Source organism: Microbulbifer marinus (assembly GCF_900107725.1).
Lineage (GTDB): Bacteria > Pseudomonadota > Gammaproteobacteria > Pseudomonadales > Cellvibrionaceae > Microbulbifer > Microbulbifer marinus.
Map to the genome: position 1 here is coordinate 808912 of NZ_FNQO01000002.1, position 20150 is coordinate 829061.

Annotated in this window: 18 protein-coding genes; 15 read left to right on the forward strand and 3 right to left on the reverse strand. The window is 60.8% G+C overall.

Annotated features, from left to right (window positions below):
* Positions 1–30 precede the first annotated feature (30 nt).
* The 13 genes from proC to BLW36_RS11565 all read left to right on the forward strand — a co-directional run bounded on the left by proC (position 31) and on the right by BLW36_RS11565 (position 13474).
* Positions 31–843 (forward strand): pyrroline-5-carboxylate reductase, encoded by an 813-nt coding sequence (gene proC, locus BLW36_RS11505; protein ID WP_091388386.1) that lies wholly within the window; start codon positions 31–33, stop codon positions 841–843.
* 64 nt (positions 844–907) lie between these two features.
* Complete coding sequence (locus tag BLW36_RS11510) at positions 908–1516, forward strand: YggT family protein (RefSeq protein WP_091388388.1); 609 nt, start codon at positions 908–910, stop codon at positions 1514–1516.
* A gap of 143 nt (positions 1517–1659) precedes the next feature.
* Positions 1660–3627, forward strand: a complete 1968-nt coding sequence (locus tag BLW36_RS11515; protein WP_091388390.1) for a dynamin family protein — start codon at positions 1660–1662, stop codon at positions 3625–3627.
* A gap of 139 nt (positions 3628–3766) precedes the next feature.
* On the forward strand, positions 3767–4963 hold the full coding sequence (gene metX / locus BLW36_RS11520) for a homoserine O-succinyltransferase MetX (RefSeq protein WP_091388394.1): 1197 nt from the start codon (positions 3767–3769) through the stop codon (positions 4961–4963).
* Positions 4963–5553: a methionine biosynthesis protein MetW gene (metW, locus tag BLW36_RS11525; RefSeq protein WP_091388396.1), complete on the forward strand. Its 591-nt coding sequence runs from the start codon at positions 4963–4965 to the stop codon at positions 5551–5553. Before metX ends, metW begins: the two co-directional genes overlap by 1 nt.
* A gap of 186 nt (positions 5554–5739) precedes the next feature.
* Entirely contained in the window at positions 5740–6192 is a 453-nt protein-coding gene (locus BLW36_RS11530; RefSeq protein ID WP_091388398.1) for a DUF4426 domain-containing protein, read from the forward strand.
* Positions 6193–6317: 125 nt separating this feature from the next.
* Positions 6318–6938, forward strand: coding sequence for an RdgB/HAM1 family non-canonical purine NTP pyrophosphatase (rdgB, locus tag BLW36_RS11535; protein ID WP_091388400.1), 621 nt, complete (start codon positions 6318–6320; stop codon positions 6936–6938).
* On the forward strand, positions 6922–8196 hold the full coding sequence (hemW, locus tag BLW36_RS11540; protein ID WP_091388402.1) for a radical SAM family heme chaperone HemW: 1275 nt from the start codon (positions 6922–6924) through the stop codon (positions 8194–8196). Before rdgB ends, hemW begins: the two co-directional genes overlap by 17 nt.
* A gap of 163 nt (positions 8197–8359) precedes the next feature.
* Positions 8360–8689 (forward strand): thioredoxin TrxA, encoded by a 330-nt coding sequence (trxA, locus tag BLW36_RS11545; RefSeq protein ID WP_091388404.1) that lies wholly within the window; start codon positions 8360–8362, stop codon positions 8687–8689.
* A gap of 469 nt (positions 8690–9158) precedes the next feature.
* Positions 9159–10418, forward strand: coding sequence for a transcription termination factor Rho (gene rho / locus BLW36_RS11550; protein WP_091388407.1), 1260 nt, complete (start codon positions 9159–9161; stop codon positions 10416–10418).
* Positions 10419–10696: 278 nt separating this feature from the next.
* The gene (locus tag BLW36_RS11555) at positions 10697–10975 is read left to right on the forward strand and encodes an RNA recognition motif domain-containing protein (RefSeq protein WP_091388409.1); all 279 of its coding nucleotides are present in this window, start codon (positions 10697–10699) and stop codon (positions 10973–10975) included.
* A 163-nt stretch (positions 10976–11138) separates the two neighbouring features.
* Positions 11139–12602 carry a 4-hydroxy-3-polyprenylbenzoate decarboxylase gene (gene ubiD / locus BLW36_RS11560; RefSeq protein WP_091388411.1) on the forward strand — a complete coding sequence of 488 codons (1464 nt, stop codon included), beginning with the start codon at positions 11139–11141 and terminating at the stop codon, positions 12600–12602.
* A 173-nt stretch (positions 12603–12775) separates the two neighbouring features.
* Positions 12776–13474: a ZIP family metal transporter gene (locus BLW36_RS11565; RefSeq protein ID WP_211567187.1), complete on the forward strand. Its 699-nt coding sequence runs from the start codon at positions 12776–12778 to the stop codon at positions 13472–13474.
* 25 nt (positions 13475–13499) lie between these two features.
* Here the strand turns inward: BLW36_RS11565 and BLW36_RS11570 are convergent, their stop codons facing one another.
* The 3 genes from BLW36_RS11570 to BLW36_RS11580 all read right to left on the reverse strand — a co-directional run bounded on the left by BLW36_RS11570 (position 13500) and on the right by BLW36_RS11580 (position 18191).
* Positions 13500–14084 (reverse strand): DUF3833 domain-containing protein, encoded by a 585-nt coding sequence (locus BLW36_RS11570; protein ID WP_091388414.1) that lies wholly within the window; start codon positions 14082–14084, stop codon positions 13500–13502.
* A gap of 147 nt (positions 14085–14231) precedes the next feature.
* Positions 14232–15815, reverse strand: coding sequence for a tetratricopeptide repeat-containing sulfotransferase family protein (locus tag BLW36_RS11575; RefSeq protein ID WP_170833195.1), 1584 nt, complete (start codon positions 15813–15815; stop codon positions 14232–14234).
* 123 nt (positions 15816–15938) lie between these two features.
* Positions 15939–18191 carry a TonB-dependent receptor gene (locus BLW36_RS11580; RefSeq protein WP_091388418.1) on the reverse strand — a complete coding sequence of 751 codons (2253 nt, stop codon included), beginning with the start codon at positions 18189–18191 and terminating at the stop codon, positions 15939–15941.
* A 726-nt stretch (positions 18192–18917) separates the two neighbouring features.
* Between BLW36_RS11580 and BLW36_RS11585 the strand changes: the two genes are divergently transcribed.
* Together BLW36_RS11585 and BLW36_RS17160 are read left to right on the forward strand one after the other, a co-directional pair.
* Positions 18918–19319: a hypothetical protein gene (locus tag BLW36_RS11585; RefSeq protein WP_091388419.1), complete on the forward strand. Its 402-nt coding sequence runs from the start codon at positions 18918–18920 to the stop codon at positions 19317–19319.
* 110 nt (positions 19320–19429) lie between these two features.
* Entirely contained in the window at positions 19430–19801 is a 372-nt protein-coding gene (locus BLW36_RS17160; RefSeq protein WP_139304871.1) for a hypothetical protein, read from the forward strand.
* The last annotated feature ends 349 nt before the right edge of the window (positions 19802–20150 follow it).

The window sequence follows — 20150 nt, forward strand, 5'->3', positions numbered from 1 at the left end:
ATCAGGAGGCACACAGTGGCGACAGAAAAGATGGTATTTATCGGCGGCGCCGGCAATATGGCCGGGGCGGTGATCGGCGGACTGGTGGCCAGCGGCTATCCGGCAGACAGCATCGTTGCCACCGGCCGCAATGAGCAGAAACTCGCCCACTTCGCCGAGCGCACCGGCGTGCAGGTGTCCACTGACAACACCGCTGCCGTGGCTGAGGCCGATGTGCTGGTGCTGTCGGTCAAGCCGCAGGTCATGAAGGCGTTGTGCGAATCGCTGGCGGCGATAGTGAGCGATCGCAAACCCCTGGTGATCACGCTGGCGGCGGGCATACCGCTGGCCGCCTATCAGCGCTGGCTTGGGGCCGGGGTGCCGATAGTGCGCGCGATGCCGAATACCCCGGCGCTGGTCGGCACCGGAGTCACCGGCCTGTTCGCGGGTGACGGTGTCAGCGCAGGGCAGAAACGGATCGCCGAGCAGATGGCGGAAGCCGTGGGTATTGCGCTGTGGGTGGAAGAGGAATCCGGTATCGATCAGGTGATCGCCGTGTCCGGCTCCGGCCCGGCCTATTATTTCCAGTTTATGGAGTCGATGATCGACGCCGCGGAAAAGGCCGGCATGCCACGCGCCGACGCCGAGCGGCTCACCTTGCAAACCGCCCTGGGGGCGGCGAAACTGGCGGTGGCCAGCGATGTGGATGTCGCGCAGCTGAAACGCAACGTGATGTCCCCGAACGGCACCACCGAGCGCGCGATCAAACGCTTCCAGAGCGGCGGTCTGCCGGAACTGGTGGAGCAGGCGATGCGCGACTGTGCCGAGCGCGCGGCGGAAATGGCGCGCGAGCTGGACCAGTAAACGATTTCAATAATATACGCGGCGCAGTTAGCGCCGCTTTGTTGCCACCCCAAAGGGATTTTCAATGGTAAACACCTTCAGCAATATCGGCGTCTTCCTGTTGGCCACCCTGGGCATCCTGTATCTGTTTGCGGTGCTGATGCGCTTCCTGCTGCAGCTGGCGCGGGCGGATTTCTACAACCCGATTTCTCAGGGTATCGTCAAGGTAACCAATCCGCTGCTGCTGCCGCTGCGCAAGGTGATACCGGGCCTGTTAGGCATCGATATGGCATCGCTGGTGCTGGCGCTGCTGGTCGGTCTGGTGATGATTATCGGCTGCGGCCTGCTCGCCGGCGCCGGCCTGTTCAACCCGCTCGCCGCACTGCTGTGGTCGCTGATCGGCTGCACCATGACAGTGATCGCGATCGTGTTTGTCGGCATGCTGATCTCGATTATCTTCAGCTGGATCGCGCCCCACAGCAGCCACCCGGCACTGATGCTGCTGCGCCAGGTGCTGGAGCCTTTCTGCGCACCGGTGCGTAAGCTGATTCCGCCGCTGGGCATGATCGACATCAGTCCGATCTTCGTGTTTATCCTGCTGACGGTGGCGGACAAGCTGCTGTTCGGTTTCGCGCAAATGGCCAATATGCCCGCTTTTGTTTACAGCCTGTTCTGGCATATCCCCGGTTTCTAGGGGGACCCCGTCGTCCCCGCCACCCCTTTCCCGCGCACTGGGTCGCAACAATTGCGGCCCGGCGCTTCTATAATGCCCGCGCTTGACCGACAATAGTCGGCTCGAAATTCGCTGTGCAGTAAAAAAAAGAAGAACACCGTTACATGGAAGACGCCATCTTGCGCCAGCATATCGCCGACTATGACCGCTGGAAGAAAGCCCTGGATCGCCAGTTTGCGAGCTTCAACACCTGGCTCCAGGAACATTTCCCCAATTCTGCCGGTGCGCGCCAGGTTGTACAGCAGGCGCGCGCGCTGCTCGCCGAGGACCAGTTCACGCTGGCGCTGGTCGGCGAGTTCTCCCGCGGCAAGACCGAACTGATCAACGCGCTGCTGTCGCACACCTACGGCAAGCGCCTACTGCCGTCCAAGCCCGGGCGCACCACCATGTGCCCCACCGAGATCTTCAGTGACGGCGGCGAACAGGCCAGCCTGCGCCTGTTGCCGATCGAGACACTGGCCACCAATACCAGCCTCGAGAGTTTCCGCCGCATACCGCAGAAGTGGGTTACCCACGAATTTGATGCCAGTGACGCCGACGCCACCCGCGAGGCGCTGATGAAGGTGGCCGCGAGCAAATCGGTGACGCCGGAAGAAGCGGCCCGCTACGGTTTCGACCGCCGCCACCTGGATGGCAAGGGCAAGCTGGTGGAGATCCCGGCGTGGCGCTACGCGCTGATCTGCCTGCCGCACCCGCTGCTTGCACAGGGCCTGCGTATTATCGATACGCCGGGGTTGAACGCCCTTGGCAACGAGCCGGAGCTGACGCTGAGCACGCTGCCCAGTGCCCAGGCGGTGGCTTTCCTGTTGTCCGCCGACGCCGGCGTCAGCGGCACCGACCTCAATATGTGGGAGACCCACCTGGTACCGCTGCGAGAACACCGCGGTACCGCGGTCATGGCGCTGCTGAACAAGATCGATACCATGTGGGACGATCCGGACGAGGATGCCGAGCTGCTGCTGCGACAGATGCGCGCGCAAGTCAGCAAGTTACTGGAGCTGCCGCAGGACAGCGTGGTGGGGGTGTCGGCGAAGAAGGCGCTGCTGGCACGCCAGCAGCAGGATCCGGAACTGCTGCAGCAGAGCCGCTTTGCCGAATTCGAAAAGCTGCTGGTGCAGCGCCTGATGGAGCATCGCCAGAAGGTCGCGGAACACCGCTCGCTGCACCAGGCGCTGACGCTGATGGCGGATACGCGCGATCTGCTCAAGCGCCGCCTGAACAGCGGCCGCTCAGCGCTCACTCATCTGCAGCGCAACTCCACGACCAGCGTCGAGCAGCTGAGCGAACTGGCGCAACTGCAGCAGACGGTGCGCGATCAGCACAAACTCTGCCACCAGGAGCTGCTGACCCTCAAATCCAGTCAGCGCATGCTGGGTCGTCAGCGCGCCTCGCTGCTGGCGCCGATCTCGAGCCAGCAGCTGCAGGCGCTGATCGACGATACCAGTCGCGCGCTACACGAGCGCTGGACTCCGCTGGGCCTGGCAAAGGCCATCGATGGCTTTATGGAGGGCGTCGATCACCAGGTGGAAAACCTGCAGCGGGAAGTGGTCCAGGCCAACCGCCTGGTGGATGCCGTCTTTGAGCGCTCTAAGCTGAAGAACCTCAATGCGTACGAGCAGCATCTCAATATTCACAGTTTCCGCGTTGCCCTGCGCGGCCTACATCGCCAGGCGGCCCAGTTGCGGCGCTCGCCGCAACTGCTGCTGGCGCGCCGCAACCGCCTGACCGAGCGCTTCCTCGCCACACTCGCCAGTGAGGTGGGCCGCCTGTACAGCCAGATGATCTCGGCCGTTGATGGCTGGCTGGAGCAAGCGCTCGAGCCGCTGAAACAGCACGTGCAGTACCAGAAGCATCTGCTGAACCGCCATCTGATCAAGCTCACCGAGCTGAAGCAGAAGACTCAGAGCAAGCGCACCGACTTGCGTGCGCTGGAGGAAGAAGTACTGCGCAACGACAACGCGCTGTCGACCCTCGAGGAGCTGCTGCGCCAGAGCGGCTCGGCGCCGCAGCCGGTGGCGCCGGCACCGCAGGCGGACAATGTGATGCCGCTGAAGGCGACGGCCGGCAGCTGATCGCGCCATCTGGAGCCCGCTCTCGCAGCGGGCTTTTTGTTCGTGCCGGTGCGCGCATTTGTGTTCGGCGGCGGCGCTCCCGTACACTTCCCTGTCTCCCAATCGCCAATTCCCGATAAGTTCAACAGACGTTACTGCCTTGTCCACGGAAAAACTCTCATCGTCTTCCTCCGCACGCGGCACCGCCGAGCCCGGTTCGGTAGGAATTGTGGCGCCGCAGAGCCACACGTTTAGCGAGCCGCTGGAACTTGCCTGCGGGCGCACGCTGCGGGATTACACGCTGGTGTATGAGACCTACGGCGAGCTGAATGCGGACAAAAGCAACGCGGTGCTGATCTGCCACGCGCTGTCCGGCCACCACCACGCCGCCGGCCGCCACCGGCCGGAGGACAAGCGCCCCGGCTGGTGGGATCACTACATAGGCCCTGGCAAGCCGATCGATACGAACAAGTTTTTCGTCGTGTCGCTGAACAATCTCGGTGGCTGTCACGGCTCCACCGGCCCGGCCTCGGTCAATCCCGAGACCGGTAAGCCGTGGGGGCCGGATTTTCCGCCGCTGCGCGCGCGGGACTGGGTGCACAGCCAGGCGCGCCTGGCCGACCTGCTGGGCATCGACCAGTGGGCCGCGGTGGTCGGCGGCAGCCTCGGCGGCATGCAGGCGATGCGCTGGTCATTGGAATATCCCGAGCGGCTGCGCCACTGCGTGGTGATAGCATCGGCGATGAAGCTGTCGGCGCAGAACATCGCCTTCAACGAGACCGCACGCCAGGCCATCACCTCGGATCCGGATTTCTGCGGTGGCCGCTATCTGGAGCAGGGCAAACTGCCGCGGCGCGGGCTGGCGGTGGCGCGCATGATCGGCCATATCACCTATCTGTCCGACGACGGCCTGGGCAAGAAATTCGGCCGCGAGCTGCGCTCCGGCACCTTCGAGCGCGGTGTCGAGGAGCAGGTGGAGTTCCAGGTGCAGAGTTACCTGCGCTACCAGGGGGATAGCTTTTCCACCAGCTTCGATCCGAACACCTATATCCTGATGACCCGCGCGCTGGACTACTTCGACCTGGCGCGGGAATACGGCGACGACCCGGTGGCGGCCTTCACCCACGCGCGCTGTAAATTCCTGCTGGTCTCTTTTACGTCCGACTGGCGCTTCGCTCCGGACCGCTCGCGGGAAATCGTCGATGCGCTGATGCACGCCAATCTGCCGGTCAGTTACGCGGAGATTGAATCCGCCATGGGCCACGACGCCTTCCTGTTGCCGAACGAGCGCTACCAGCGGGTGTTTGGCGCCTACATGAATGGCGTGGCCGCCGAGACAGCCGGGGAGGTAAAGTGATGCGTGTTGATCTGGACATCATTCAGAACTGGATACCGCCGCAGAGCCGCGTACTCGACCTGGGCTGCGGCGACGGCACCCTGCTGGAGCAGCTGGGCAAGAACAAACAGGTCAGTGGTTACGGCCTGGAGATAGATCCGCAGCAAATCGAACGCTGCCTGCAGCGCGGCGTCAATGTCGTGGAGCAGAACCTGGATGCCGGTCTCGGCAACTTCGCCGACGACAGCTTCGACACGGTGGTCATGACCCAGGCACTGCAGACTCTGCGCCAGCCACATCTGGTGGTGCGGGAAATGCTGCGGGTGGGACGCGAATGCATTATCACCTTCCCGAACTTCGGCCAGTGGAAGGCGCGTTGGCACCTGACATTTTCCGGCAGGATGCCGGTGTCGGATTTATTACCTTATGAATGGTACGACACGCCCAATATTCACTTTTGTACTTTTCGCGACTTCGAAGTGCTCTGCCGTGACAACAATTGGACTATTCTCCATCGCCAAGTAGTATCGGAGTCCACGGTAAGCCGGGCGTTCAAGGATTTTCTGCCCAATCTGTTCGGCGAGACGGCGATTTACCACCTGACTCGCTAAACTTTTTACCTAGGGCATGCACTTTTCATCCATGAAAAATGCATGCGTCGCCTGCGAATCGCTGGCGCAGAAGCGTGGTTCTGCTGGCGCTTCTCGGCTCGCGCTGGCTTGCAGCCAGCGGGCGGCACATCCGTGTGCTGCTCCGGTTCCGCCCAGGCCACTATTGATAATGACAGGAGGTGAAGTGTGAAACGCATTCTAGCCGCAGCCGCCGCGGTGGCACTGCTGTTCTGGGCCGTGAGCGCGGCCGCGCAGGAGGCCAAGGTCATCAAGAGTCACCAGGACTTCGGTGATTACCGCGTCATTTACTCAGTGTTCAACAGCGAATTTATCAAGCCGGAAATCGCGCAGAACTATCAGTTGGTACGGGCGAAAGACCGAGCCTTCGTCAATGTGTCGGTGGTGGAGAAAGAGGGCGGTAAGCGCGGCCTCAGCTCGGAGATGAGCGGCACCGCCACCAACCTGATCCAGCAGTCCCGGCCGCTGAAATTCATGGAAATTCGCGAGGGTGATGCGGTTTATTACCTGGCGCCGCTGCGTTTTGAAGACGAGGAAACGCTCACCTTCAATGTCGAGGTGAAACTGCCAAACGGCCGCACCGAGACCATCAGCTTCCGCCGCAAGCTGGAAAGAGACTGAGCCGCGTAACAGGCGCTCAAAGCGGGCACCGGGCCGAGTGAGCAGTGCCAGTGTCGGGTTTGCGCAGCGCAGCTGAAGTGAATCATTATTCGCGGGCCTAGCGCCCGCTTTTTCGTTGATGTGAAATGTCAAAAAAAATCGTATTGGCCAGTGGCAACGCCGGCAAGCTGAAAGAGTTTTCACAACTGTTCGCCAGCTGGGATATTCAGGTGGTTCCGCAGTCGGAATTTGACGTGCCGGAGGTCGAGGAATCCGGTCTCAGCTTTATCGAGAATGCGCTGATCAAGGCGCGCCATGCCAGCCGCGTCAGCGGCCTGCCGGCGCTGGCCGACGACTCCGGCCTGGCGGTAGATGCACTGGGCGGTGCGCCCGGCATCTATTCCGCACGCTACGCCGGTCCCGGCGCCACCGATAGCGAGAATAACAGCAAGCTGCTCGAGGCCTTGCAAGATGTGCCGGACGAGCGCCGTGCTGCTAGTTTTCACTGCGCCCTGGCGTTCGTGCGCCGGCACGATGACCCGGTGCCGCTGGTGTGCAGTGCCCAGTGGACGGGGCGCATTCTGCGCGAACCCGCCGGCGAGCAGGGCTTTGGTTACGACCCGCTGTTTTTTGTCGAGTCCGAGGGTATGACCTCCGCCCAGCTCGCACGGGGCGTGAAGAACAGGCTTAGCCACCGGGCCCAGGCAGTGCAACAGTTCGCCGCCCTGTGGCGTGAGCGCATGCAGGGCGGTGCCAGTCTTGTCTGACCGCGTCGCGCAGCTGCAGCTGCCGCCGTTGAGCCTCTATGTGCACATCCCCTGGTGTGTGCGCAAATGCCCCTATTGCGATTTTAATTCCCATCAGGTGGCCGCAGGCGCTCATGCGACTGCCGGCGCGAGTTCCCATGAGGCCGCCGGCCCCCATTCCTCCGGCTATGGTCTGCCGGAGGTGGAATACGTCGCCCAACTGCGGCGGGATCTGCACAGCCAGTTGCCCTGGGTGCAGGGGCGCAAACTGCGCTCGATTTTCTTCGGTGGCGGCACGCCGAGTCTTTTTTCGCCGGCGGCGATCGGCGCGATCCTCGAGGCGGCGGAACAGGCCGTGGGCTTCGAGGCGGATATCGAGATAACTCTGGAGGCCAATCCCGGTACCTTCGAACAGGAAAAGTTTGCCGGTTACCGGGCCGCGGGGGTGAATCGGCTGTCCATCGGTGTGCAGAGTTTCGCTTCGCGGCAGCTGGCGAACCTCGGCCGCATCCACAGTGGTGACGAGGCCGTCGGTGCGCTGGGCATGGCGCGGCGCGCCGGTTTCGACAACATCAATCTGGATCTGATGCACGGTTTGCCGGAACAGACGGAAGAAGACGCGCTGCAAGACTTGCGGCGCGCCGTGTCCCTCGAGCCGGAGCATATCTCCTGGTATCAGCTGACCATCGAGCCCAATACCGCTTTCTACAGCGCGCCCCCGGTCACCCCCGGCTCGGCGCTGATCGCCAGCATGCAGGGCAGTGGCCGCGACTACCTGGCCTCCGCGGGCTATGCGCGTTACGAGGTGTCTGCCTACAGCGGCGCCGGGCTGGAATCGCGCCACAACCTGAACTACTGGGCCTTCGGCGACTACCTGGGTATTGGTGCCGGTGCCCACGGCAAGGTCACGCTGCCGGAGCAGGGGCGGATACTGCGCAGTCGCCGCACCCGGGCGCCCCGCCACTATCTGCCAGCGCCAGTGGCTGAAGAGGGGGGTGGCAAACTTGTACACAGCGAACTGGCGCCGCCGCACTGCGACGAGATCGAGCGCGAGGACCTGCCGCTGGAATTCCTGATGAATGCATTGCGGCTGGTGGCCGGGGTTCCGGTGGATACCTTCAGCCGCTACACCGGCCTGCCGTTGGCGGTACTCGAGCGCCAGTGGCCGGCGCTACAGGCGATGGAGCTGGTACAGCCACTGGAGCGGCGCATCGCCGCCAGCGGGTTCGGCTTCGACTATCTTGATGAGATTCTGCAGCGTTTTCTGGAGCAGCCCTGAGGGCCGGTCCTCCCCGGCCTTGAAAGCCGCCGGTGGCGTCCCCATCTACCCGGGAACCGGCGCCTTGCGGCTGCGCCCCCGCAGTCCTTATCATGGCGCGATGCGCCTGCGGTCGAGGCCGCACCGGCTAACCCAAGAAGAGACTAGAGAACAGGAAAGCAATATGAGCGAGCATTCAATCGTCAATGTAACTGACGCCGAATTCGAAGCCGAGGTACTCAAGGCCGAGGGCCCGGTACTGGTGGATTTCTGGGCGCAGTGGTGCGGTCCCTGCAAGATGATTGCTCCGGTGCTGGACGACCTCGCCGGCCACTACGGTGACAAGCTGAAGATCGTCAAAGTCGACGTGGATGCCAACAAGGAGACTCCGGCCAAGTACAACGTGCGCGGTATCCCGACCCTGCTGCTGTTCAAGGGCGGCAATGTGGAAGGTACCAAGGTCGGTGCCCTGTCCCGCGCCCAGCTGACCGAGTTTATCGACAGCCAGCTGTAAACGGTTGTAACACATGGCGCGCAGTTGCGAGCCAAAGGGCGGCAGGCCGCCGTCCCCGGCGCTGCCGCCGGCCCGGCCTTCGTGGCCGGGCGCAATACTGCGCAGTAGGCGTAAATTCCCTTTGCAGTATGGGAAACTGCCGTTATACTGCTTGGTAATCTTGAATGTACTCAGACGAGTCGGAACCAGAACACTGACGACGAGCTGACAAAGACGCCCCTCCGCACGGTCTCTGACCTTCCCCGGCGCGCAAACTCCTCGAGTTGAACTTATCCGTAACAGACGCTGCTCGACCTGTTTTCAATACAGAGCAGATTATGAGTTCCCCTGAGCTTCGCGCGATCGGCTGGATATGGCACTGCACTGTTTGTGGGCAGAAACGAGCAAATTCTCAAATTCCTAACCCCTCCTCAACATTCCAGGCGCGTCCGCGCCAATTGACAACAGAAACCTTAATAAAGCAATTGGTATGAATCTTTCCGAATTAAAAACCAAACCCATTGAAGAACTGATTGAAATAGCCAAGGGCATGGGCCTGGAAAACCTGGCTCGCTCGCGCAAACAGGACATTATTTTCAATATCCTCAAGCGCCACGCCAAAAGCGGTGAAGACATTTACGGCGATGGCGTACTGGAAATTCTTCAGGATGGTTTCGGGTTTTTGCGTTCTGCCGATTCTTCCTACCTGGCGGGACCGGACGATATCTACGTTTCGCCGAGCCAGATTCGCCGCTTTAACCTGCGCACCGGCGACTCCATTGCCGGCAAGATCCGCCCGCCGAAAGAGGGCGAACGCTACTTCGCGCTGCTGAAGGTTAGCGAAATCAATTTCGATAAGCCGGAAAACGCCCGCAACAAGATTCTGTTCGAAAACCTCACCCCTCTCTTCCCCAACGATCGCCTGACACTCGAGTGTGGCAACGGCTCCTCCGAGGACCTGATTGGCCGCATCATCGATCTGGTTGCGCCGATCGGCAAGGGCCAGCGCGGACTGATCGTGGCGCCGCCGAAAGCCGGTAAGACCATCATGTTGCAGAACATGGCCCAGGCCATTACCCGCAACAGCCCGGAGTGTCACCTGATTGTGCTGCTGATCGACGAGCGGCCGGAAGAAGTGACCGAGATGCAGCGTTCCGTGCGCGGTGAAGTGGTGGCGTCCACCTTCGACGAGCCGCCGGCGCGGCACGTGCAGGTGGCCGAGATGGTGATCGAGAAGGCCAAGCGCCTGGTAGAGCACAAGAAAGATGTGGTGATCCTGCTGGACTCCATCACCCGTCTGGCGCGCGCCTACAACACCACCGTGCCGAGTTCCGGTAAGGTGTTGACCGGTGGTGTGGATGCCCACGCGCTGGAGCGCCCGAAGCGTTTCTTCGGTGCCGCGCGTAACATTGAAGAGGGCGGCAGCCTGTCCATCATCGCTACCGCGCTGGTCGATACCGGCTCCAAGATGGACGAAGTGATCTTCGAGGAGTTCAAGGGTACCGGCAACATGGAGCTGCAGCTGGATCGCAAGATCGCCGAGAAGCGCGTCTACCCGGCCATCAACGTGCGCCGCTCCGGTACTCGCCGCGAAGAGCTGCTGATGCCCGAGGGCGAGCTGCAGCGGGTCTGGATCCTGCGCAAGCTGCTGCACGATATGGAAGACCTGGCGGCTACCGAATTCCTGATCGACAAGCTGAAGGACTTCAAGACCAACGACGAGTTCTTCCTGTCCATGAAGCGGAAATAATTATCATGTATATCCGGCGTCACAGAGTGGCGCCGGATTTGTATTGGAAATTGAATAAGGCGGTTAATTGCGCCGAATTCAGTTGAAAAGGCGTGCCGATAGGCATATAAAGAGCCACATTGTGGCGCTGGTTATGTACTGTACGAATTGACGCCCGACCGAATTGGCCCAGCAAGTATTACCTGCTGACGAGAGGCCAATCTCAGATGGATGATCTGGTGGAGCTGGTTATCCATTTGTGACTGCACGACAGCCCACATATCTAGTGAGAACTTTTTGTGAATATCTATATTGGAAATCTGGCCTACGGCGTTACCTCTGATGAACTGCACGAAGCATTTGGTGCATTCGGAGAAATCTCTCGGGCTACCGTAATTACCGACCGTGAGACTGGCCGTTCTAAAGGCTTCGGTTTCGTAGAAATGCCGAACGACGACGAAGCGCGTAAAGCGATCGAAGAGATGAACGACAAGCCGCTGTCTGGCCGTAACATCCGTGTTAACGAAGCCAAGCCGCGCGAAGATCGTGGTGATCGTCCGCGTCGTCCCCGCTTCTAAGCTGTCCCCAGCTTAAAGAATTTAACGGTCCGCGGTGCTTGCCGCGGGCCGTTTCTACAAAACACCTTCCTCTCTGCACCCTTCCTCTGAGGGCGCCATTCCCCATTTTGTCCCCACTGTTTTACACTGCGCATTGATTCCCAGTCTCACTGCCCGGTAAAGCATGAAATACAAAGACCTGCGCGATTTTATCAAGCTGCTGGAAAAGCGCGGCCTGCTCAAACGCATTCAACACCCCGTCGACCCGAACCTGGAGATGACAGAAATTGCCGATCGCGTACTACGCGCCGGTGGTCCCGCGCTGTTGTTTGAAAATCCTGTCGGCTTCGATACGCCGGTGCTGGCCAACCTGTTCGGCACGCCGGAGCGGGTCGCCCTGGGCATGGGCCGCGACAGTGTCAGCGAGTTGCGCGAGGTCGGTGAGCTGCTCGCGTTCCTGAAGGAGCCGCAACCGCCGGAAAATCTGCGCGATGCCTGGGAAAAGCTGCCGGTGTTCAAACAGGTCCTCAACATGGGCCCGAAAGTGGTACGCGGCGCCCCGTGTCAGCAGGTCGAGCTGAGCGGCGACGCAGTCGATCTGTACCAGCTGCCGATCCAGACCTGCTGGCCCGGCGATGCCGCGCCGCTGGTGACCTGGCCGCTGGTCATTACCCGCGGGCCGGAGAAGAAGCGACAGAATCTGGGCATCTACCGCATGCAGCTGATCGGCAAGAACCGCCTGATCATGCGCTGGCTGTCCCACCGCGGCGGCGCACTGGATTTCCGCGACTGGTGTAAGAAACATCCCGGCCAACCCTATCCGGTAGCCGTCGCCCTGGGCGCGGATCCGGCCACGATTCTCGGTGCGGTGACACCGGTTCCCGACACGCTGTCGGAATACGCCTTCGCCGGCCTGCTGCGCGGCGACAAGACCGAGGTGGCCAACGCAACACTCAGCGATCTGCAGGTGCCGGCCAGCGCCGAGTATGTGCTGGAGGGCTTTATCCACCCGGACGACATGGCCGATGAAGGCCCCTACGGCGACCACACCGGCTACTACAACGAGGTGGATAGCTTCCCGGTCTTCACCGTCGAGAAGATCACCCACCGCAGGGATCCCATCTACCACAGCACCTACACCGGCCGCCCGCCGGATGAGCCCGCAGTGCTGGGCGAGGCACTGAACGAGGTATTCGTGCCGATCCTGAAGAAGCAGTTCCCGGAAATTGTCGATTTCTACCTGCCACCGGAGGGCTGTTCCTATCGCCTGGCCGTGGTCAGCATGAAGAAGCAGTACCCGGGCCATGCCAAGCGCGTGATGATGGGGGTCTGGTCCTTCCTGCGTCAGTTCATGTACACCAAGTTCGTGATCGTCACCGACGACGACGTCAACACCCGCGACTGGAACGATGTGATCTGGGCCATGACCACGCGCATGGATCCTGCCCGCGATACGACCATGGTGGAGAATACCCCGATCGACTACCTGGACTTCGCCTCGCCGGTCTCCGGCCTCGGCTCTAAGATCGGCTTCGACGCCACCAACAAATGGCCGGGGGAAACCGATCGCGAGTGGGGGCGGCCGATCGAGCGCGATCCGGACGTGGTAAAAAAGATCGACGATATGTGGGAAAAACTGGGCCTGTAGCTCGTCGACAGCGTACAAGCGTCTGGCTTGGCATAGCGAACAGCGGCGGGACTGATAGAGGATTGCATCCATGTCGATGGTGCAATGGAAGTATGCGTCACGATCAGATCCGATAAGAGATGGCGCTGCCATCGTTGCCTATCCTTTCTGGTGTTCACCCGAGAGGAACTGTAGTGACCATCGTCGTTATTCTCGTCGTCACCGGCGCCCTGCTGATCGGTGCACTGTGGGGCCTGTGGGGCAGGATCCCGGCGTCTGCCGAGGGATTCCTGATCGCGCTGGCGGGCGGAGCGCTGCTTATCGCCGCCGTGCTGGAGTTGATCAATCCGTCGATCGAAAAAGTGCCGATTGGCTGGGCACTGCTGTCAATTGTTGCCGGTGCCCTGAGTTTCACGGCACTGGATTACCTGGTTAAGGAACAATGGGGTGCAGGGCAGGGAGTCGGCCTGCTGATTGCGATCACCCTGGACGGCATTCCGGAAAACCTCGCGCTCGGCGTGTCACTGATAGGAACTGCACCGATGACCGTGGCGGCGCTGTCCTGCTCGATCTTCCTCTCCAACCTGCCGGAAGCGGCCGGAGGTGCCAAAGAAATGCGGGAAGGCGGGCAGAGCAGGCGCAGTATCCTGCTGTTGTGGACGGGCGCCGCCTTGTTGCTGTCGCTGGCGGCGCTGGCTGGTCACTGGCTTTTGGCCGGTGTGGACCAGGCGGTGCTGGCCTACATCCGCTGTTTCGCCGCCGGCGCGGTCGTGGCATCGCTGGCAATCGAGGTGTTCCCGAAGGCCTTCCGCAAGGACGACTACTGGGCCGGGCTCGCTGCTGCCATCGGCCTGGCCGTGGCGCTGTTGCTCCACTCGCTGGGCGGGGGATGAGCGGGGTCCGGTGAACCGCTGCCGCTCAGTTGGCCGCTGAATGGTGCGGGCTTGCGGGAGGGCGGATGATGGTAAGCACGATCTCGCCGACGGGAATGCCGAACTTGCTGAGCCTGGATTCATTGATGATCACCCGATCGGACACCAGGTACATGCGGTCATCCACGTTCACCTCGATGGTGTCGCCACCGTAGGCCACCTCCAGCACATAACGGATAAACATCGCGTTACCGCTGACCCGCACCTCGGCATCGCCGACCACATCCTCGGCGCGGCCAATAAAGCCACGCACCCCGGCGCCGCTGTCGGTCCCGATCGGGATCAGTTGCCAGTTGCGCAACTGTACTTCACCGTCGTCGAACACAAAGCGCTCCTCCAGCAGGCCGATACCGCCGTCCCAGCTTCCGCTGAGTTCCGCGTTGAATCGCCGCGTCACGCTACCACTGCGATCCTTCAGGATGCCGTGGGCGGTCAGCGGCCCGCGAAAGAACGCCTCGGGAACCAGTTGCGGTTGTTTGTCGCGGTAGTGCTCGATGCCGGCAGAGCCGCAGGCTATCAGTAGCAAGGAGAGTGCCGGCAGCATCAGGCGCCTGACGATCGACGGGGACATGGATAGAAGGCTCCGTGACAGGGGGACTCAGATCGGTCTACGCAATCGGCGCTGCGATGGATCACGGCAGGCGCCGTCTGCAACAGCGCAACACAGTCCAAAGTCTGCGGAGTACGCGGGAGAATGGAACCGGCGAGAGGTGCCGCTCTAATCCAGCGGCACACCCGCCGCTTCGAGGCGCTGTCGCAGCGGGCGCAGGTGCTCGGCGAATTCGCGCCAGCGACCGATGGATTTGCTGTGCATCGGCTGGCGCACCTGGCTCGCGCTGGCCGTGGCGGCGGCGCCAGCGGTGCGGTGAAACTCCAGGCAAGCGGGCTCGAACGGCAATCCGAGTTGGGTCAGCAGCGCCCGGGTCTGTTGTTCCTGGTTCTGCACCAGCTCATCGTAGTTGATCTCGATAAGCCGATCGCCGAGCAGGTCGCGCCAGTGGTCCAGCAAGCGGTGATAACCGATGTAGTAGTCCGCCAGTTCCTCCAGTGAATAGGAGAAGGGGTAGGCGTCCGCGAACAGCTGTTTGTAGATGGCGAAGCAGCTGTCCATCGGGTTGCGGTAGACGTGCACGAAGCGCCCGCGGGGGAAGGCCTTGGTCAGCAAAGGCAGATAGAGGAAATTGCTTGGCAGTTTGTCGGTAAAGTGCGGGCTGCCGTCCTGCAGGTGGGCGGTATCTTGTCGGTAGCGGTCTGCCAACTGTTGCGGGTCCATGGCCGCGGCTCGTTCGGCCACGTCTACGCGGAATAGCCCGGGCTCGCTCACCCGGCTCAGGCGCTTGACGGCCAGGGGCCACTGCGCCAGTTCTCCCAGTGACTGAACCCCGGAGTGGCTGGCCAGGATACGCTCTACCAGGGTGCTGCCGGAGCGGGGCAGGCCGACAATAAACAGCGGTTCCGGGCCGGACTCCGTGGCGCGCGCCGACGCCGTGGTGTCAAACCAGCGCCGGTCGAAACTTTCCGACAGCGCTTGGAACAGCGCGCGATCGTCGTCGGCATCGTAGTGGATGCGCCGGCGTTGCTGCTCGGCACCCTCGCGGTAGTGCTTCCACGCACTTTGCCAGTCCCGCAGGTCTTCGTACTCCTTGCCCAATGCGTAGTGCAGATAGGTGGATGACTCCGGCTCGCCTTCGGTCTGTGCCAGTAACTGCTCCATCGCCCGGCAGTGACCGTCATCTTCTACGCGGCGCGCCTTGGCAAGCTGCCAGTGGCTGCGCGCGTGTGCCGGATTGAGCTGCAGCGCGCGCTCGAGGTTGTGGGCGGCGTCGTCGGGCTGGCCGACAAACAGCTGGATCGCTGCGGCATTGGAGAGTATCGCGATGTCGTTCGGAGCCAGTGTCGCGGCGCGATCGATCAGCCGCGCGGCCTGCTCCTGTCTGCCGATATGACTGTAAATGGTCGCGAGCAGATCCAGCAGCTTCGCATTGTCCTGCGATGGCCCGATACATTGCGCCGCCTCACGCTCCGCATCGGCGTGCCGCCCGGCCTGCACCAGGCAGCGGGCCTTCTGAATGCGCGCATCGAAGCGTTGCGGGTCGATCTTCAGCACGGTATCGAAGGCGCGCAGCGCCATATCGATCTTGCCGCCCTCCGCCGCGGCGAGGCCGAGCACCAGGTGCGCATCCGGTTGCTGCCGGTCGCGCTGAAGAATCTCGATACACAGGGACGTCGCGCTGCGCCAGTCGCGCCGGCTTACTGCCTGCCGGACAAGGGCAAGTTTCTGGTCAATGGTGCTTGTGGGCATAGCGGGTACATAAGCTGGTCGGTTACAGGTGCAAACCGTGGTCGGGTTCGCACCCATTATAAGTAGCCGGATATAAAAAAGGCGGGGTCCGACCCCGCCTCAATTTCCTGTGAGCAATTCTGATCAGAACTCGTAAGACACGTTCACGCCCAGAGTGCGCGGCTGGCCCACGTAGTGGAACTGGCCGCGCTCACCGTAACGACGGGCGCTGCGGCCGCCGCTGTAGTAGTACTCGTTGGTGACGTTGTCGGCAAACAGGGATGCGCGCCACTGATCGAGGCGGTAATCCGCGGACAGGTTGAACAGGGTATAGCTGTCAATCTGTTCGTTGTCGTTGAAGCTGCCGAAGCTGTTCAGGCGCGTCTGTATCTCATCCTTGTAATAGGCATTGCCGCGCAGGGTCAGCTCGCCGGTGGGCACCTCGATAGCATAATCCACGGCCAGGTTGGCCTGCAGGTTGGGGACGCCCGGGAAGGCATCGCCGTCGAAGCCGCCGATTTCCGGGGCATCGCCTTTCAGGCCGTGATCGTAATAGGTGACCCAGGCATTGATGCCGAGATTGTCGGTGAGCGCGGCCTGACCGGCCAATTCGATACCGTCGATCTGGCCCTTGCGTGCATTGCCGGTGATGTTGATGGCCTGCAGCTCGGACTTGGCCGGTACCTGCAGGTCTTTCCAGTCCACCCGGAAGATGGCGCCGTTGAAGATCACGCGGCCGTCGGCAAGGGTAGTGTGCCAGCCAAGCTCATAGTTCACGGCCGAGTCGGAGGTAAATGCCTTTTCGCTGTCGAGCAGCTGCGGACCGATATTGGTACCGCCGCGGCGGAAGCCCTCCGCCGCAGTGGCATAGAACATGACATCGTCGGAGAAGTTGTAGGCAGCATTCAGCTTGAACACGGTGTCGTCGATCTCGGATTTGCCGGAGTCACACTCGGGGGCGACGGCGTCGCGGGTCCAGTACCAGTACACCGGTAGCAGCGTGCAGTCGTAAGCAATGTCCTCGCTCTGCTCGAAATAACGGGCACCCACCGTCACCTGCAGCTGTTCGCTCGGGTGGAATGTCGCCTCACCGAATACGGCGCGCTCCTCGAAGGTACTGCCGCTATAGGCCCAGTATTCCAGCTCGCCGTAACCGGTATCGATGCCGGCCCAGTCCTGGTAGCCCGGGGTGAACTCGCGCGAGTCGCCGGTGCCCTCGTTCTCCTCGTAATAGATTCCGGCGATCCAGTCCAGCCAATCGGGTGAGTTCGCTTCGGTGGACAGGAAACGGGTCTCGTGCACGAACGCTTCTTCTTCATCCTGCTCCAGTGTGAAAGCAGAAAACTCGGGGAAGTCACAGTAACCCGGCCAGATATCGACACACAGCAGGTCGGTCTGATCGCGGTTACCCTCGCCCTCGTACTTGGCCAGTGAGGTGGTGGAGAAGATTTCCACTGCGTCGGTGTTCCAGCCGAATTCGACGTTGAACAGGTCGTCGCGGTTGTCGCGCACTTCCCGATAGCGCAGCGGCGAGCTGTACTTGTCGCCGGTATAGGCGAGGTTCACCGCCTGGCGACCGCCGGCCTGCTGATCCTGCAGGTAATAGCTGAGCTGTGCATGGAAGTCGTCGGAGGGTTCCCAGCGCAGTGCCGCGCGCACGGAGGTGGTCTCTTCGGAGTTCGCGTCTTTCTCCACGCGGTTGTTGTTGCTGATGCCCGGTTCGGTCAACACGTTCACGTAATCGATAAAGCCCGCATCGTCGACACGGTTGGCGGAGATCCGCAGTGCCAGGGTATCGGAAAGCGGCAGGTTGAGGATGCCGGTCACGTCGCTGGACAGGCTGTCGCTTTCGCTGTTCTGGTAGAGCTCTGTGGACACCGAGCCCTCAACCGCATCGGTGGTCGGTTGGTTGAGGATGTAGCGCAGGGTGCCGCCCATGGCGCCGCGGCCATAAAGGGTGCCCTGCGGCCCGCGCAATACTTCGACGCGCTCGATATCCACCAGCTTGAAGTCAATCAGCAATGGTGTGTCATTGACGTAGCGGGAGATGATGTCGCTGCCGCCCTGGTTCTCCGCGGCCTGTAGCCCGCCGACGTTCATGCCGCGCAAAGTGACCAGCCCGGTACTGCGTGCCCCCGCGTCGATCATCTGCATCCCCGGAATGAACTGCGACATCTTGCTCAGGTCGTCGGCACCGATGTCCTTGATTGCTTCACCGGTCACGGCGGTGATGTTGTAGGGAATTTCCTGGATGGATTCGGCGCGGCGACTCGCCGTTACCGTGACTTCTTCCAGGGCCTGGGCAGTTTGCCCGCTTTCCTGCGCCTGCACGGCCAGTGGCGCAGCGTTGGAGGCCGCGATCGCCAGTGCGATGAGCTTCTTGTTGTACTTGGTCATAAGGATACCTTTGACTTCTCGTTGCTTTAGTTATCGTGTTTGTGACTGCCTGTCAGAAAGCGGCTTCGGGATCGTCCGCCTGTGACCGTTTGGCACTGCGGCTGGTGTCACGCTCGCAGTCCGTAGCGAACATACTTCCGCGGTTACGCGCCGTCCGGTAAAAATCTAACAGTGGTAAAAGGGGCAGGGTCTGTGCCGCTGGAACCTGCCTTGTTAACGACGATCTGTGGCAGATCTGGGCAGGCTGGAGAGAAAACTCAGGGGCAGCCCGCTACCTGGCCCGGTAGCGGGAACTCAATTATCGAACCACTCGCTGAGGTGATAATCACTGGAGCGCTGTCGGAGCGGATCACCCAGTGGGACTGTGCGGTAGGACATGTTGTACTTCTGAACGTGGCTTTGCTGAAGTTTTTACTGCAATCCCCCGTCGTGCGCAACCGTACTGTGTAGAGATGAAGGGAACGGGCGAAGATATGCAATTTCGCCAGTGAAATGTCAGGTAAGTCAGCTACCTGCAACCTGCGGCGCCGTTATTGGGGGTGAGGTTGATTCAGTCAATCGGGATCGGCTGTTAGACTGGATTCGGTGTGATTAGTGGGTCACAGGGCACGATCACAGGGAAGTGCGACAGGCCGATCTGGCATGGCGAGACAGTCATTAAAAATCGACGAGACATGGCCAAGCAAGGCCTTTAATACCATAGGGAGCATTCCCAGGGAGGGGAAAATGCAGGTAATCAAAACGATGCGGCCGGGCCAGCCCGGTGCTCGGCGCTTCGAGCGGCGCTTTGGCAGGCGTCTCTGTGCCGTGCGCTACCGCGAATCCCCCTGCGGCAAGAAGATCCTGACCACGGTGGAATTGATCATCGACGAGCGTACCAAGCCGGCACCCGGCGTCTCCCATACTGCGCTCCATGCCAATCGCAACGCTGAAGCCGTTGCCCTCTCGGTCGGCCGTGAAGAAACGGCGATGCAACAATTGATCAAGCAGGCCGGCGGCCGCTGGAGCAGGACCGGAAAGGCGTGGGTATTACTGCGAGAAACGGCCGTCACGCTTGGGCTCCGTCACCGGATCGTCGAAAACCTGATTGAAAGCTGCAGGGATATAGACGCCAGTATTGAACTTTAGCATGGTTGCATCCGACCATTTATGGTCATATCTGACAATGCATGGTCAGATATACCCATATGCCCAGATGTGACCATGCCTTTGAATAAAACTGTTAAGCATCACAAGTAATGAAATTCTTACCAATCATAATTGGAATTTTTCCTGGCCTGATACTAGCTAGTACGATCCCTTTAGATAAGGAAGTTGTCCAAGTAAGAGAATGTGGTTTGGAACAAAGAGATGGCCGTGGGCAGTTGCTTCCAATAGCTGTTTCTACTCCGCTTGAGTTAAATTGCCTCAATTGCAAAATTGAGTTCAATTTTGATGTGGCTGTAGGTGGAGGCTATCCAACCAATGTGAGTGCCAAATCCAGCGGCATCTCAAAACAGCAGGAAAATTGGTATAAAAATACATTTTCTCGTGGCTGGGTATTTCCAGGTTGTAGCCATAAAGGCAAAGCGAGAGGTTTTCAGGGGGAGCGCAGGGCCTTCAATGCTTAACAAACGCAGGCAGTTTGCTCCGGCCCTTCGGGCCTCCGCGGGACGCCCAACGCTATGCACATTTTGTGCGGGTCGCTACGCTCCCTGTTTCGCACAAAATGTGCATAGCATTGGTCGCCCCTGCTGCGGGCGTTAGCAATACGAGTGAGCCGAAGTTTCTTTGCGCTGAGAAATATGGACAGAGTTGAGAAAATAAAAAGTTACTGCTGTATTGGCCTATTTTCTTCTGTCGAAGAAGCTGAGGGTAGTGATGAAGTTATTGTTAAATTCACCAGTTCATTCCAGGGAGACTCAGTCTGGTACATTGAGGTTCCCGAAAGAGTGATTGGCGGAGGGAATCTCATCTCGT

Coding starts and splice junctions, on each gene's coding strand:
- BLW36_RS11570 (WP_091388414.1), bottom strand. CDS start 14,084: ATGTCCCCGTCGATCGTCAGGCGCCTGATGCTGCCGGCACTCTCCTTG.
- rdgB (WP_091388400.1), top strand. CDS start 6,318: ATGTCAAAAAAAATCGTATTGGCCAGTGGCAACGCCGGCAAGCTGAAA.
- proC (WP_091388386.1), top strand. CDS start 31: ATGGTATTTATCGGCGGCGCCGGCAATATGGCCGGGGCGGTGATCGGC.
- BLW36_RS11515 (WP_091388390.1), top strand. CDS start 1,660: ATGGAAGACGCCATCTTGCGCCAGCATATCGCCGACTATGACCGCTGG.
- metW (WP_091388396.1), top strand. CDS start 4,963: ATGCGTGTTGATCTGGACATCATTCAGAACTGGATACCGCCGCAGAGC.
- BLW36_RS11575 (WP_170833195.1), bottom strand. CDS start 15,815: ATGCCCACAAGCACCATTGACCAGAAACTTGCCCTTGTCCGGCAGGCA.
- ubiD (WP_091388411.1), top strand. CDS start 11,139: ATGAAATACAAAGACCTGCGCGATTTTATCAAGCTGCTGGAAAAGCGC.
- trxA (WP_091388404.1), top strand. CDS start 8,360: ATGAGCGAGCATTCAATCGTCAATGTAACTGACGCCGAATTCGAAGCC.
- BLW36_RS11585 (WP_091388419.1), top strand. CDS start 18,918: ATGCAGGTAATCAAAACGATGCGGCCGGGCCAGCCCGGTGCTCGGCGC.
- BLW36_RS17160 (WP_139304871.1), top strand. CDS start 19,430: ATGAAATTCTTACCAATCATAATTGGAATTTTTCCTGGCCTGATACTA.
- BLW36_RS11510 (WP_091388388.1), top strand. CDS start 908: ATGGTAAACACCTTCAGCAATATCGGCGTCTTCCTGTTGGCCACCCTG.
- rho (WP_091388407.1), top strand. CDS start 9,159: ATGAATCTTTCCGAATTAAAAACCAAACCCATTGAAGAACTGATTGAA.
- BLW36_RS11580 (WP_091388418.1), bottom strand. CDS start 18,191: ATGACCAAGTACAACAAGAAGCTCATCGCACTGGCGATCGCGGCCTCC.